At 54.6% G+C, this 12,476-nt stretch carries 13 protein-coding genes and 1 riboswitch; of the genes, 8 read left to right on the forward strand and 5 right to left on the reverse strand.

What is annotated here, in order from left to right:
* Positions 1 to 417: 417 nt before the first annotated feature.
* Both JF44_RS0116080 and JF44_RS0116085 read left to right on the forward strand, forming a co-directional pair.
* Positions 418 to 1,170 (forward strand): glycerophosphodiester phosphodiesterase family protein, encoded by a 753-nt coding sequence (locus JF44_RS0116080; RefSeq protein WP_033070036.1) that lies wholly within the window; start codon positions 418 to 420, stop codon positions 1,168 to 1,170.
* Between the two features lie 92 nt (positions 1,171 to 1,262).
* Complete coding sequence (locus tag JF44_RS0116085) at positions 1,263 to 2,690, forward strand: MATE family efflux transporter (protein ID WP_033070037.1); 1,428 nt, start codon at positions 1,263 to 1,265, stop codon at positions 2,688 to 2,690.
* A 95-nt stretch (positions 2,691 to 2,785) separates the two neighbouring features.
* Here JF44_RS0116085 and JF44_RS0116090 read toward each other — a convergent pair whose 3' ends face one another.
* Entirely contained in the window at positions 2,786 to 4,051 is a 1,266-nt protein-coding gene (locus tag JF44_RS0116090) for a hypothetical protein (protein WP_033070038.1), read from the reverse strand.
* A gap of 161 nt (positions 4,052 to 4,212) precedes the next feature.
* Positions 4,213 to 5,172: a helix-turn-helix transcriptional regulator gene (locus tag JF44_RS0116095; RefSeq protein WP_033070039.1), complete on the reverse strand. Its 960-nt coding sequence runs from the start codon at positions 5,170 to 5,172 to the stop codon at positions 4,213 to 4,215.
* Positions 5,173 to 5,397: 225 nt separating this feature from the next.
* Here JF44_RS0116095 and JF44_RS0116100 point away from each other — a divergent pair, with 225 nt between their 5' ends.
* From JF44_RS0116100 to JF44_RS0116110, 4 genes are read left to right on the forward strand one after another with little or no spacing between them, the layout of a single operon-like run.
* Positions 5,398 to 5,874: a low molecular weight protein-tyrosine-phosphatase gene (locus JF44_RS0116100; protein ID WP_033070575.1), complete on the forward strand. Its 477-nt coding sequence runs from the start codon at positions 5,398 to 5,400 to the stop codon at positions 5,872 to 5,874.
* 38 nt (positions 5,875 to 5,912) lie between these two features.
* Positions 5,913 to 6,632, forward strand: coding sequence for a fructosamine kinase family protein (locus JF44_RS19775; protein ID WP_272945644.1), 720 nt, complete (start codon positions 5,913 to 5,915; stop codon positions 6,630 to 6,632).
* A complete protein-coding gene (locus JF44_RS20655) occupies positions 6,556 to 6,774 on the forward strand; it encodes a fructosamine kinase family protein (protein ID WP_272945645.1) in 219 nt (72 codons plus the stop codon). The genes JF44_RS19775 and JF44_RS20655 overlap by 77 nt, the downstream gene beginning before the upstream one ends.
* A gap of 57 nt (positions 6,775 to 6,831) precedes the next feature.
* The gene (locus JF44_RS0116110) at positions 6,832 to 7,284 is read left to right on the forward strand and encodes a c-type cytochrome (protein WP_156111709.1); all 453 of its coding nucleotides are present in this window, start codon (positions 6,832 to 6,834) and stop codon (positions 7,282 to 7,284) included.
* A 99-nt stretch (positions 7,285 to 7,383) separates the two neighbouring features.
* Here the strand turns inward: JF44_RS0116110 and folE are convergent, their stop codons facing one another.
* The 3 genes from folE to metZ all read right to left on the reverse strand — a co-directional run bounded on the left by folE (position 7,384) and on the right by metZ (position 9,828).
* The gene (gene folE / locus JF44_RS0116115) at positions 7,384 to 7,974 is read right to left on the reverse strand and encodes a GTP cyclohydrolase I FolE (RefSeq protein ID WP_033070040.1); all 591 of its coding nucleotides are present in this window, start codon (positions 7,972 to 7,974) and stop codon (positions 7,384 to 7,386) included.
* Between the two features lie 91 nt (positions 7,975 to 8,065).
* A complete protein-coding gene (gene apaG, locus JF44_RS0116120; RefSeq protein WP_033070041.1) occupies positions 8,066 to 8,458 on the reverse strand; it encodes a Co2+/Mg2+ efflux protein ApaG in 393 nt (130 codons plus the stop codon).
* 167 nt (positions 8,459 to 8,625) lie between these two features.
* Complete coding sequence (metZ, locus tag JF44_RS0116125; protein ID WP_033070042.1) at positions 8,626 to 9,828, reverse strand: O-succinylhomoserine sulfhydrylase; 1,203 nt, start codon at positions 9,826 to 9,828, stop codon at positions 8,626 to 8,628.
* Positions 9,829 to 9,904: 76 nt separating this feature from the next.
* Positions 9,905 to 9,979, reverse strand: a riboswitch (SAM riboswitch).
* A 228-nt stretch (positions 9,980 to 10,207) separates the two neighbouring features.
* On the opposite strand from metZ, the gene JF44_RS0116130 reads away from it, so the two are divergent.
* Positions 10,208 to 11,002, forward strand: coding sequence for a TVP38/TMEM64 family protein (locus tag JF44_RS0116130; RefSeq protein ID WP_052065993.1), 795 nt, complete (start codon positions 10,208 to 10,210; stop codon positions 11,000 to 11,002).
* Positions 10,995 to 12,422: a dihydrolipoyl dehydrogenase family protein gene (locus JF44_RS0116135; RefSeq protein WP_033070043.1), complete on the forward strand. Its 1,428-nt coding sequence runs from the start codon at positions 10,995 to 10,997 to the stop codon at positions 12,420 to 12,422. The genes JF44_RS0116130 and JF44_RS0116135 overlap by 8 nt, the downstream gene beginning before the upstream one ends.
* Positions 12,423 to 12,476 lie beyond the last annotated feature (54 nt).

Genomic DNA, 12,476 nt, shown 5'->3' on the forward strand with positions numbered 1-12,476 from the left:
CCCCGTCCCGGCCGCCCCGCGTCGCCCAATCGTTGGCGCCGCACTGCGTCGGTGGAGGCGGGTTATAGGGCCCTAACTCCGACCTGTAAACACCTTTTTTCGAGATTCTTGGAGATTTTGACCGATTGTTTTTTGCAGTCCCGAAACGGCCCGCACAAACCCTTGGCTTTCGGGGGTTTTACGTAGAAATCACCCCAATGCATGGCACGACCCACATCCGCGCATAACACGGAAAACCAAGGGGTAATTCGACTTATACGCATCAAATCCAATATGGAGTCCAATGACTTCGGGGCAAAAACGAAAATGAAACCGTTCAAATCGCAACAAGATTTTCGCTTTTTCACACAAACCAAGTGGCGTAAGAGAATCGCATGAACGTTATTGCAGCCCCTTACAAACAAAAGGCCAACGCCCGTGATCGATATCCCGCATATTGTCGCCCACCGCGGCGCTTCGATTGAAGCACCGGAAAACACCATTGCCGCATTCCGGGTGGCAGGCGCACGCGGCGCCAAATGGGTTGAATGTGATGTCACGCTGAGTTCCGACGATAAGTGCGTCCTGATCCATGACGATACTTTGGCACGCACCACCAATGGCACCGGCCCGATTCACCAAAGCGACCTTGCAAGTTTGCGCAACCTTGATGCCGGGGGATGGTTTTCAGACATATATATAGGGGAACGTATCCCGACCCTGTCAGACACGCTTGAAACACTCTATTTCATGGAAATGGGTGCCAATCTTGAGATCAAACCATCGGGGTGCGACCCGGTGCGCCTGTGTCAGGAAGTGATTGCCGAACTAAAGGCATCGCGCACCCTGCCATCGATCCTGATTTCAAGCTTTGATGATGTGGCCGTCGCAGAGATGCGCCAGCATATGCCTGAACTGCCATGCGGCTGGCTGCTTGAAACCCTGCCCAAGGACTGGAAGGCCGAATACGACCGACTTGGTGCGTCCGCCCTGCATATCGATCACAAGGCACTCACCCCGGTAAGTGCCGCAGAGATTGTCGATGCCGGGGTCCCACTGGTTTGCTATACCATTAATGATGTCGAGCGGGCCAAGGAGCTGTTCTCCTGGGGGGCGACATCGGTGATTACCGATGATCCGGCCAAATTGCTGATGGCGATACCGCGTCGTCCGTTTGCCGCAAACAGATAGAAATGCCCATAGGGGCAAAACGACATAACGGTTGGAACGCCACCAAACCACCTGACCAGATGTCGAGATAATAAAAGACAGGAAACAGTCCAATGACAATCGCCCCACAAGACGGTGCAGTGGGTCCACCGCCACTAGAACCGGATGTCTCACCGACCCCGCTTTATCCCGACAATCGGGTAAAACGCCATCTGAGCGAATTATTCCGTCTGGCCCTGCCGGTCACGATTGCGCGTTTGGGCATGTTGATCATGGCCGTCGTCGATACCATCGTCGTTGGCAATTATGACAGTGCGGGGTTGGCATACCTTAATGTTGCCCATGCCCCGTTCACCTCCTTGATGGTCACAGGTGTCGGGCTTTTGACCGGTGTCATGATCATGACATCCCATGCCAAGGGGCGCGACAACCTGATGGCCGCAGGCGCTGTGTGGCGCAATGCGATGCCTTATGCCGTTCTGGTCAGCATTGTCTTTACCATCCTGACGATAAAGTCCGACTGGCTGTTTGCCGTGACCGGCCAACCACAAGAGATCGCGGAAAATGCCGGACAACTTGCCAGAATTCTGGCAATCGGCATGCCCGCTGTAATGATCTATATTACCTGTGCTTTTTTCCTTGAGGGATTGCAGCGCCCGCTTCCGGGCATGGTGATGATGATCGTTGCCAATCTGATCAACCTCGTTCTTGATTACGGTCTGGTTTACGGCGCATTCGGCCTGCCCGAACTCGGGGCGGAGGGGGCTGCATGGACATCAAGCGTCATTCGCTGGTTCATGGCGCTTAGTTTGCTTGGCTATATCCTTCTGATGAAAAGCCATCACCTGTATGGCATTCGCAATGGCTTTTCCGGCTGGTGGCGTGCGTCCCGCAACGCCCGCCATCTTGGTTATGCCGCAGGGGCCAGTCAGGGCATGGAAACCGGGGCCTTTGCTGCCATGCAGCTTTTTGCCGGGCGTCTTGGCGTGACGGCCGCGGCCAGCTATGGCATCAGCATGACCCTGCTTGCCCTGATGTTTATGGTCGCCCTTGGATTGGCATCGGCAACATCTGTGCGGGTCGGCATCGCCTATGGCAGGCGGGACCGCCCGGATATGGCGCTTGCAGGCTGGATCGGGCTGTTGACCACAATGGCTGTCATGTTTGCGCTTAGCATTCCGCTTTATCTGTTTCCGAGCGCGGTCACCCACCTGTTTACCCAGGATATCAGCGTGATTGCGACCACGGTGTCGGTTCTGATCCTGATGCCGATCATTTTCCCGACCGATGGCGGGCAAAATGCTGCCATTAGTGCGCTTCGCGGTGCCGGGGACAAATGGGTGCCGACGGTATTGCATCTGGTGTCGTATATCTTTGTGATGGTGCCTGTCGGCTACTATCTGACCTTCACCAGGGAAATGGGCGTGCCCGGCTTGTTCTGGGGGATCGTGATTGCAAGCCTTGTTGCCGTGAGCGGTTTGACGATCCGGTTTTTGATCGTGTCCTCACGCGAAATCCCCGAACTCAAGGAACAGGCCTAAGGCGACGCCCGCCTGTTTCTGATCTGCACATATATATAGAAGCGCCGCCGGAACGATCCGACGGCGCTTCTTTCATTTTAGTACTGTGTGGGCGCTTAGGAGCGCGCGGCGTCAAATTGGCGGCGCGGCATCAAAAGATCGCAGAACGGCAGCACCAGCGTATCAAAGGCAGACGCCGCACGCGCAGCATCAATGCGAATGATGTGCTGTTCGATATCGCGTTGAGTAGCAAGCTCACCAAGCGGGGCCAATTCCGGCAAGGCATCGACCACGGTTGCATAAAAGGTGATCTGATCGTCACGTGCGGTGCCGTTAGCAAGATTGTCCAGATGGTTATAAAGCGCCATGGCAAGGAACCAGCGGCAATAGGGCATCAGACCTTCGAGAATTTCGGAACGCTGCTGCGCCTGCAGATATTGTTGAAGATCGCTATCAAGCCAGACCGCGTTTTGCACCCCGGCAACAAAGGCATTGCGCAGGGCCGGGTGTGCATCGCCAAAGAACACAGTGGTCAACCATGATGACACATCATCAAGAGCCGCACGCCGGTTAGCCGGTGTGCCATCAGAGGCAAAATCAAGTGCGGGCATCGGCGGCATGCCCGACATGGCAAGACTTGCCACCGCCGGATCAATCAGCGCATTGGCAAGCCACGCCTGATGCCACAGTCGCATCGGGCGGAAATAAGGTTCCTTTTCCGCACCGCCTGCCTCGATCCAGCTTTCGATCAAATGCGCACGCCCAAGCGACACCCCAAGGCGCAAGGCATCTTCAAATCCCATCCCCCCGATCAGGAACGGATCCCCCAGCATGTCTTCAAGCAACGGCAGCGATGCAGCCACATGATCAGAGCGCAAACCCGCACCAAGTGGCTGATAAAAAGCAGCCCCATCCCCATGATCAAGAATGGCACGTGCATGTTTGGCAAAATCGCCCCAGAAAACCAGTTTCACCGGCTCTGCCCGTTTGCGCCAAAGCGGTCGGGTCACATGCCAGTTTTCGCATTCAAACGTTGCCAAGGGCATTGCATCGACCAAACGCGCCAGCGGCTTTGCCACTGCCCGTTCCAGATCATCAACCGATCCCACATGACCAATCGAGAGCCGCCAACCAGGTTGTTCATGCGGGTGACGATCAAGCCACAACATGGCAAAACCGCATGCCCCTGCCCGCCCGGCTGCCGGGGCCACCAAATCAAAAAACAGCGAAAGCGAAGATGGCATTTCCGGCACGGAATGATCGGACAAGGCATCGCCCACCGCCCAGGTCTTGATCATGACGTCATCCCCATCCGGCCGGTTGCGATAACGCGGCGGCAGGAAACCGGAATACTGGTTATTGGTTTTGGGGGCGTCGGTCATGGCAGCCTCTGGGTGCGAATGGGGCACGAATAAAATCGCGCATGGTCCTGCTGATACCCAAGCCGGCCTGTCAGGTCAATCGCACGGCCCAGTATTGCCAAAAGCCAAAATTGCAAAAATGAAGGGCTTGAATCTCAGCAACCTTCGTTCGCACAGTACCATCAGGCGCGGGTCAAACCGGCATGGCCGATACTGGCTTCGCGATATACCGACGGCGGCATGGAAATCAAACGCCTGAAATCACGCGAGAAATGGGCATTGTCGGTAAAACCGCACCAAAAGCCGATCTCACCGACCGACATACTTGTGCCCGAAAGCAAACGGCAGGCTTCACGTACGCGAACCAGTCGCAGCAGGTCGGAAAACCGACTGTTTGCCTGCTGCAATCGACGTTGCAAGGTTCTGCCCGATGTTTCAAGAGACTGCGCGACCTCATCAATCGTCCAGCTCCGACCGATATCCTGTTCAAGAATCGTACATAGCTGCTGCACAACTGGTCGCTGCCCGCCAATTGAGGGGGCGGAGCCAGGCATATTGGCCATAAACGGGTATCCCGATGAAACCGGCTCGAAACTGCGCCAATTGATCCGGAAACGAAGACCCCGCCCGGAAAATGCCAGCGTGTCACTGATCCGCCCATTGCGCATCACCGGTATTGCAGGCCCATGACTTGGCAGGATCGTGCCATCGATATTTTCCGCCCCGGCGGCTTCAAGCAATCCAATCAGGAACCCGTGCAACAACAGGTTTTCAACCCGTGCCGTTGGTTGACCCCTTACGACACCGCGATGCACGGTCATTGATTTTCCGGTGACGGTAAATTCACTACGCGCACGGGCATGTGAATACCCCTCAAGTCGACGCCAACGATCGGCAATCATGGATGGCGTTGCCGAATGGCGCAGCATGGTCAGGATCGCTTCCTGTTCCTTGGCCGCAAGATGACGTCCCAAGCGCACAAGAACCGCAGGCCCGTTGATCTCTTCCAAGGCCAGCATAATACTGCGCAACTTGGCAGAAGTCACAACAGTACCGCCCGGAACAAGGTCATAGCCCCGCGGCAACCAGGCAAGTTGCCGGATCAGGGCAACTTGCAAACCAAATGAAACGAATTCCTGCATTCACGCACGCCAAAACATCGAAGGTTGGCGCGATCATACAAGCTAATGGCAAAGCTGTCAGTGGGCGATCCAAAATGTCACGAAGCTGTTACAATCATCTTCCAGCTTAACCGCATGATACCTCACCCGTAATTGCCCCTGCACAGGTGTATTGCCCCGATGTGCAGGGCATGTCAGTGTTAAAAATATTCATCCTGGCACTTCCAAACAATGCGGATTGATAACGTGATCAAGGTTCTTTTCGTCTGTACCGGCAATATTTGTCGTTCTCCCACCGCCGATGGCGTGTTTCGCAAGATGGTTCGCAACAAAGGACTTGATGACCACATCAGCGTCGATAGCTGTGGTCTGTCGGCCTATCATGTTGGTGAATTGCCCGACCCGCGATCACGGGAAATGGCGGAAAGTCGCGGCATCGATTTGACAGATATTCGATCCCGCAAGATCAAACCGGGCGACTATGACCAGTTTGACTACATTTTGGCGATGGATGACGGGCATCTGCGCGATATGCGCCGCCAGGCGCCGTCCACCCGACAGAACCGGATTGAACTGTTTCTTGATTATCATCCGACCATGGCAGGCCAAAGCGTGCCCGACCCCTATTACGGCGGTGCCAACGGGTTTGTGCATGTCTTTGACATGATCGAAGAAGCATCTGCCAGGCTGCTTGACCATATTTGCCAAAAACACGGCATCTAACACGGCCTCTGAAGAACCCCACAGATAAAAACAAAACAATGCACAGCAGCCAGATAAACGCACTGATCAACAGGGTTACCGGCGTGGATGTTCAGGCCATCTCGCCCCTTGCGGGGGGATGCGTTGCCAATGTCGTGCAAGCCATTCTTGAAGACGGACGGAAACTGGTCATCAAGCAAGGCAACAATAACGCCACAGGCCTGGTGATAGAGGCTGAGATGCTGCGTTATTTCAAAGCCCATTCGCCGATTGCCTGTCCTGATGTTTTATATGCCGATGACACTTGCCTCATCATGTCGTTTATCGCCAATGACAATCGCATGGACCAAGGCGTGCAACGTGATCTGGCTGCAAAGCTTGCCGCCCAGCATCACGTTACATCCGAGGCCTTCGGGCTTGGCTTTGACACGCTGATTGGCGGGCTGCATCAACCCAATACATCCGAAACAAACTGGATCACGTTTTTTGGCGAACATCGGTTGCGCCATATGGCCAGGGCCGCAACACACGAAGGTCGGCTTCCGGCCAGCATTGCAAAGCGGATTGACGGGCTGATTGACCGACTTGATCAATATTTGCCGACCACCCCGGCTGCGTCGCTTCTGCATGGTGATCTGTGGGGTGGCAACATCCTGTGTCAGAACGGCATGCTTGCCGGGCTGATCGATCCGGCAATTTATTATGGCGATCGCGAAATTGAATTGGCCTTCGGAACCTTGTTTGGCGATCTATCGCAGGATTTTTTTCGCCCGGTATAATGAAATACTGCCAATTCAATCGGGATTCTTTGAAGAACGCCGCGATTTGTATAATCTTTATCCGCTATTGGTCCACGTTCGCCTGTTTGGCGGGTCTTATGTTGGATCAATTGACCATATCCTTAGCCGATTTGGTCAATAAACCGTCGAAATCCCGTATCGACGATCAGACAACCACGTAAAACAGGGGACGAGTGAGTTGAGAAAAATTGTCGCAGGTGCGGCCATCGCACTGACCATGGGGTGTAGCATCGCCGCCATCGCCCACGAAGGTGCAACCGGTGTGGTCAAGGAACGCATGGAAGGCATGAAGTCGATTGGCCAGCAAGTCAAAATCATGGTGCCAATGCTTAAGGGGACGCTCCCCTATGATCCGGTGCAGGTTGAAAAATCAGCCGGCATCATTGAAAGCCATTCCGGCGAAACATTTACCGCCCTTTTCCCGGAAGGAAGCAACGGCCACCCTTCCGAAGCCCTGTCAGACATTTGGGATGACTGGTCAGACTTCAAGGCGCTCTCCGATGAACTGAACGCGACGGCAGCAGCACTAAAATCTGTTGCGGCCAACGGCGGGGCAGAAGGCGACTTCAAGGCCGCACTGGGCACCATGCTGAAAACCTGCAAGTCGTGTCACAGCGATTATCGCGAATAATACGTCCGGCCATTTGGCCAAAACCCGCACAAGACAAAGGCCGCAGCTTAAAGCTGCGGCCTTTGCGTTAGGTACTGTTCATCCAAAACCGGATCGTGATCAGCGGCCGATCATGGCAAAGAATTCGCGGCGCGTGATCGGATCATCGCGGAACGCGCCCAGCATGCGGCTGGTTACCATCGAAACGCCGGTTTTATGTATCCCGCGTGTGCTCATGCACTGATGGTTGGCATCAATCACCACAGCCACACCAAGCGGATCGAGTTCTTCCTGGATGGTGTTGGCCACCTGTGCGGTCATTTTTTCCTGAATTTGCAGGCGTTTTGCATATACTTCGACCACGCGGGCTAGTTTGGAAATACCAACAACGCGACGACGCGGCAAATAGGCGACATGCGCCACCCCGATGATCGGCACCATGTGATGTTCGCAATAGGACTCAACGCGAATGTCGCGCAAAACCACCATTTCGTCATAGCCATCGGTTTCTTCGAAGGTACGACGCAGAATCTCGGCCGGGTCCTGCTGATAGCCGGCAAAGAATTCACCATAAGAACGCACAACGCGATCAGGCGTGCCAAGCAAACCTTCGCGCTCGGGATCATCGCCTGCCCAACGCAAAAGCGTACGGACCGCTTCTTCTGCTTCTTCGCGTGTCGGACGCTTCACCGGGTTATGTTCGCTGCACATACCAAATCCTTTTGTCATATCCTTGCGGGCTTTATCCCGCCTTGGTGGGGCTCCTGACCCGCGATACCAATCGATAATATTCGGCGCTAAATCAATTCACCGTATGTTGCCCATGCGGACTGTCGAGCGAAAAGGCCGGGATCGCAATATCAAAGTGATTTCCATCCATGTCTGTCATCTCGAAAGTCCCGACCATAAAGCCGCTTGGCGTGGTGAGTGGCGCGCCGCTTGTGTAATTGAAACTTTCGCCGCACGCCAGAACAGGTTGTTCACCAACAACGCCGGGGCCTTTTACTTCCTGGGTTTCGCCACGCGAATCCGTAATCTGCCAAAACCGGTTCAACAACTGAACGGTTTTTGATCCAAGATTCTCGATTTCGATCCGATACGCCCAAATGTAACGATGGGTGTCCGGATCGGACTCATCTTCAAGGAACATCGGTTGCACCGACACCTTGATGTCGTGGGTTACGGTCGAATACATGCTCGTCTCCGGGCCAATAGTGTTCAATTCAATGCGCGTCAGCCAAGATTTCGATGGTTGGACCTTTTATGTAGATAATCCGACACCAAACTGCCAGTGCCGGTAAACGAAAGGCCCGCACTTTGTACGGGCCTGATCGATATCAGGATTACTGTCATGCCATTGCGTTAAACGGCAAGAGCAGCCAACAGGTCTTCCTTAAGGTCATCAACATCTTCAAGACCGACAGAAAGACGCAGCATTCCTTCGGTGATTCCCATCGCAATTTTATCCTCGGCCGGGACACGCTGGTGGGTCGTCGTCCAAGGATGGGTCGCCAGGCTTTTCGCATCACCAAGGTTATTGGAAATATCAATCAGCTTAAGGTTATCAAGAAGCGAGAAGGCCGCTTTCTTCCCACCGGCAAGCTCAATCGCGATCAATCCACCACCACGGCCAGACATCTGTTTCATGGCCAATTCATGCTGCGGGTGACTTTTCAGTCCCGGATACAGAACGCGCGACACCTGCGGCTGTTCCGAGAGAAACTCGGCCAATGCCGATGCATTGCGGATATGTTGGTCTACACGCAGGTTAAGGGTTTCAAGCCCCTTAAGCAGAACCCACGCGTTAAATGCGCTCATGGTCGGGCCGGTATGACGCAGGAAGGTGGTCAGATGTTCATCATGCCATTCCTTGTCATTAAACAGGATCGCCCCGCCAAGACAGCGCCCCTGACCATCAATATGCTTGGTCGCGGAATACACAACGATATCAGCCCCAAGCTCCATCGGCTTTTGCAGGACCGGGGTGGCAAAAACGTTATCAACAACGACCTTTGCACCAACCTTATGCGCCAGATCCGCAATGAACGGGATATCAAGAACCTCAAGCGTCGGGTTGGACGGAGTTTCAAGAAACACCGCATCTGCCGGTTTCGACAGCGCCTGTTCCCAAGCAGCCCGGTCCGTGCCGTCCACCAGTTCCGTCTCCACACCAAACCGGGGCAACAGGGTGGTCAGAATAAATTCGCATGACCCAAAAAGCGCACGCGATCCAACAACACGACCACCGGCCTTTGTACAGGCCGCCAACGCATTCCAGACAGCCGACATCCCCGATGCCGTCGCCCGACAATATTGCGCCCCTTCGATCAGCGCCAACCGCTCTTCAAACATGCCAACGGTCGGATTGGCAAAACGTGAGTAAACATAACGTTCCGGCCCGCTGCCATCAAAGGACGCCTCGGCCTCTGCTGCGGTGTCATACACATATCCGGAATTCATATAGATGGCTTCTGAAGTCTCGGAAAAGCCGCTGCGGGCCGTACCACCCCGAACAGATCGGGTCGCCGCGCGCCAGTTATCGGAAGCCTTTTTTTCGGTCGTCATCGTCTTGCTCCTACATGCCCGGATATGGTGCGGTCCGGACACAAAAAAAACCCTGACCGGCATGAATGGGTCAGGGCTGAAGCCTTCCTACCCCTCTTTAGCGATTTTTTACGTGGCCGCAAGCCGGTCGACAAATCCCACGATGCGCAAACGATACGTCCAGTTTTCCCCTGCGTCAAGCACCTCGCCATCAGGACTTTTACGCATTTCAATATCGGCTCAAGCCCGGCTGTGAACAAATTCCCCTCACGCAATGGTGAAAGCAGTTCATGAGCAAGTTTTGAATTTTCTCTCTAATGTTGGGGCAAATAATGCGATCCTGTTTGCTAGGGTCTGCATTTCGCCCCATGGAAACAGACCCTGCAAGAGACTGAAATCAATGACCAAGACCAGCTTCATGGCGTCACAATTGCCCGATCAGAAATCAGACAACGCCCCAGAAACAACCCCGCAGCAAAAGCCGCTTTGGCGAAAACTTTTGCCCGTGCTGGTTTTGGTCGCAGGACTGGCTGTGGCCTGGGCAAGCGGGATTTTGGATCTGCTGTCATTTGATACATTGCGCGAAAATCGCGACCTGTTGCAGGGCTTTGTCGCAGACAATCCGTTTTCGAGCGTTCTGTTCTTTATGGGGCTTTATATTGTTTCGGTTGCCCTGTCGCTGCCGATCGGGTCGGTTTTGACCATCACAGGCGGTTTCCTGTTTGGATCGGTTTTTGCCACGACCTATGTTGTGGTTGCTGCAACGATTGGGGCAACGATTGTTTATCTTGCGGCACGTTATGCGTTCTATGACCTGATGCGCGCCAAGGCGGGGAACGCCGTTCGCAAAATGGAACAAGGCTTTGCTGAAAATGCCTTTAGCTATCTGATGGTTTTGCGCCTGATCCCGATCTTTCCATTCTGGCTGGTTAACCTTGTCCCGGCGTTGATTGGGGTAAAACTGCGCTCCTTTGTACTGGGCACCATGACCGGCATTATTCCGGGGTCATTTGTCTATGCCTCCATCGGCGATGGGTTGGGCGCGCTGTTTGATCAGGGCAAGACGCCTGATCTTGGCATCATCTTTGAACCACGCATCCTGACACCGATCGTCGGGTTGGCGGTGCTGGCACTGCTGCCGGTTGCTTACAAGAAACTGCGCAAACCAAAGAACGAGGCCCCCATCAATGAATAAGGTCATCACAACCGATATCTGCGTTATTGGCGCCGGATCAGGTGGTCTGTCGGTTGCGGCAGGTGCGGTTCAAATGGGGGCCGACGTGGTCCTGATTGAAAAGGGCAAAATGGGCGGCGATTGCCTGAACACCGGCTGTGTTCCGTCCAAGGCATTGCTTGCCGCCGGACATGCCGCAGAAAACGCCAGAACAGCATCGCACTTTGGCGTATCTACCGGGCCGGTAGAGGTCGATTTTGGCGCGGCGATGGATCATGTTCATTCCGTCATTGCCGGGATTGCCCCCCATGATTCGGTTGAACGGTTCGAAGAACTTGGCTGCACGGTCATTCAGGCCGAGGCCCGCTTTACCGGGCCGGGTGAAGTTATCGCCGGTGATAAAACCGTCAAAGCCAAACGGTTCGTTGTCGCCACCGGATCACGCGCGGCAGTGCCACCGATCCCGGGGCTTGAGGCTGTTGGCTACTTCACCAACGAAACCATTTTCGAAAACCGGAGCTCCCCCGACCACCTGATCATTATTGGCGGCGGCCCAATTGGCCTTGAAATGGCCCAGGCCCATCAACAACTCGGCGCCAAGGTCACCGTGATCGAAATGATGAACATCCTGCCCAAGGATGACCCTGATCTGGTTTCCGTCGTGCGCGAACAGATCAAGGCAAGTGGTATCAGCCTGTATGAACAAGCAAAAACCAAGGAAATCCTTGAAGTTGCCGACCGCATCCGTGTTGTCATCGAACATGACGGCATCGAAATCACGCTTGAAGGCAGTCATCTTTTGCTGGCAACCGGGCGCAAACCCAATGTTGAAAACCTGGGTCTGTCAAACGCCGGCATTGAATATGACCAGCGTGGCATTTCTGTGGATGCGCGCCTTCGCAGTTCAAACCGCAAGGTCTTTGCCATTGGCGATGTGACCGGGGGGCTGCAATTTACCCATATGGCGGGCTATGACGCGGGCATCGTAATCCGTAACGCATTGTTCCGCCTTCCGGCCAAGATTGATCACAGCGCGGTTCCATGGGTGACCTATACACACCCGGAACTGGCACAGGTCGGCATGACGGAAACCGACGCACGGCAGAAATTTGGTGACGATATCCGCGTTGTCACGTGGGATTATGCCGAAAATGACCGCGCCCGGGCCGAGGCCGACACAACAGGCTTCATCAAGGTCGTCACCACCCGAAGGGGCAGGATACTCGGTGCCGGGATTGTCGGGCGTCAGGCCGGTGAGTTGATCGGTGTCTGGGCGCTGGCGATCTCGCAAAAGATGAAGATCGGGGCAATCGCCGGAATGATCGCGCCCTATCCCACATTGGGCGAACTTTCCAAACGTGTTGCCGGTGCCTGGTACACGCCCAGCCTGTTTAGCGCCAAAACACGCAAGATAGTCCGCTTTCTTTTGAATCTGGGATAACGATCGCAGCTTCGGCGTGCCTTATGTCAAGCACCTCTATTGCTGTACTTTTTT

This window comes from Thalassospira australica (assembly GCF_000763295.1).
Classification (GTDB): domain Bacteria; phylum Pseudomonadota; class Alphaproteobacteria; order Rhodospirillales; family Thalassospiraceae; genus Thalassospira; species Thalassospira australica.

Bases quoted from the DNA above. Each gene is read 5' to 3' on its own strand.
- JF44_RS0116085 (WP_033070037.1), top strand. From the start codon at position 1,263: ATGACAATCGCCCCACAAGACGGTGCAGTGGGTCCACCGCCACTAGAA.
- JF44_RS0116090 (WP_033070038.1), bottom strand. From the start codon at position 4,051: ATGACCGACGCCCCCAAAACCAATAACCAGTATTCCGGTTTCCTGCCG.
- JF44_RS0116095 (WP_033070039.1), bottom strand. From the start codon at position 5,172: ATGCAGGAATTCGTTTCATTTGGTTTGCAAGTTGCCCTGATCCGGCAA.
- JF44_RS19775 (WP_272945644.1), top strand. From the start codon at position 5,913: ATGCACAGCAGCCAGATAAACGCACTGATCAACAGGGTTACCGGCGTG.
- JF44_RS20655 (WP_272945645.1), top strand. From the start codon at position 6,556: ATGGCGATCGCGAAATTGAATTGGCCTTCGGAACCTTGTTTGGCGATC.
- folE (WP_033070040.1), bottom strand. From the start codon at position 7,974: ATGTGCAGCGAACATAACCCGGTGAAGCGTCCGACACGCGAAGAAGCA.
- apaG (WP_033070041.1), bottom strand. From the start codon at position 8,458: ATGTATTCGACCGTAACCCACGACATCAAGGTGTCGGTGCAACCGATG.
- metZ (WP_033070042.1), bottom strand. From the start codon at position 9,828: ATGACGACCGAAAAAAAGGCTTCCGATAACTGGCGCGCGGCGACCCGA.
- JF44_RS0116130 (WP_052065993.1), top strand. From the start codon at position 10,208: ATGACCAAGACCAGCTTCATGGCGTCACAATTGCCCGATCAGAAATCA.
- JF44_RS0116135 (WP_033070043.1), top strand. From the start codon at position 10,995: ATGAATAAGGTCATCACAACCGATATCTGCGTTATTGGCGCCGGATCA.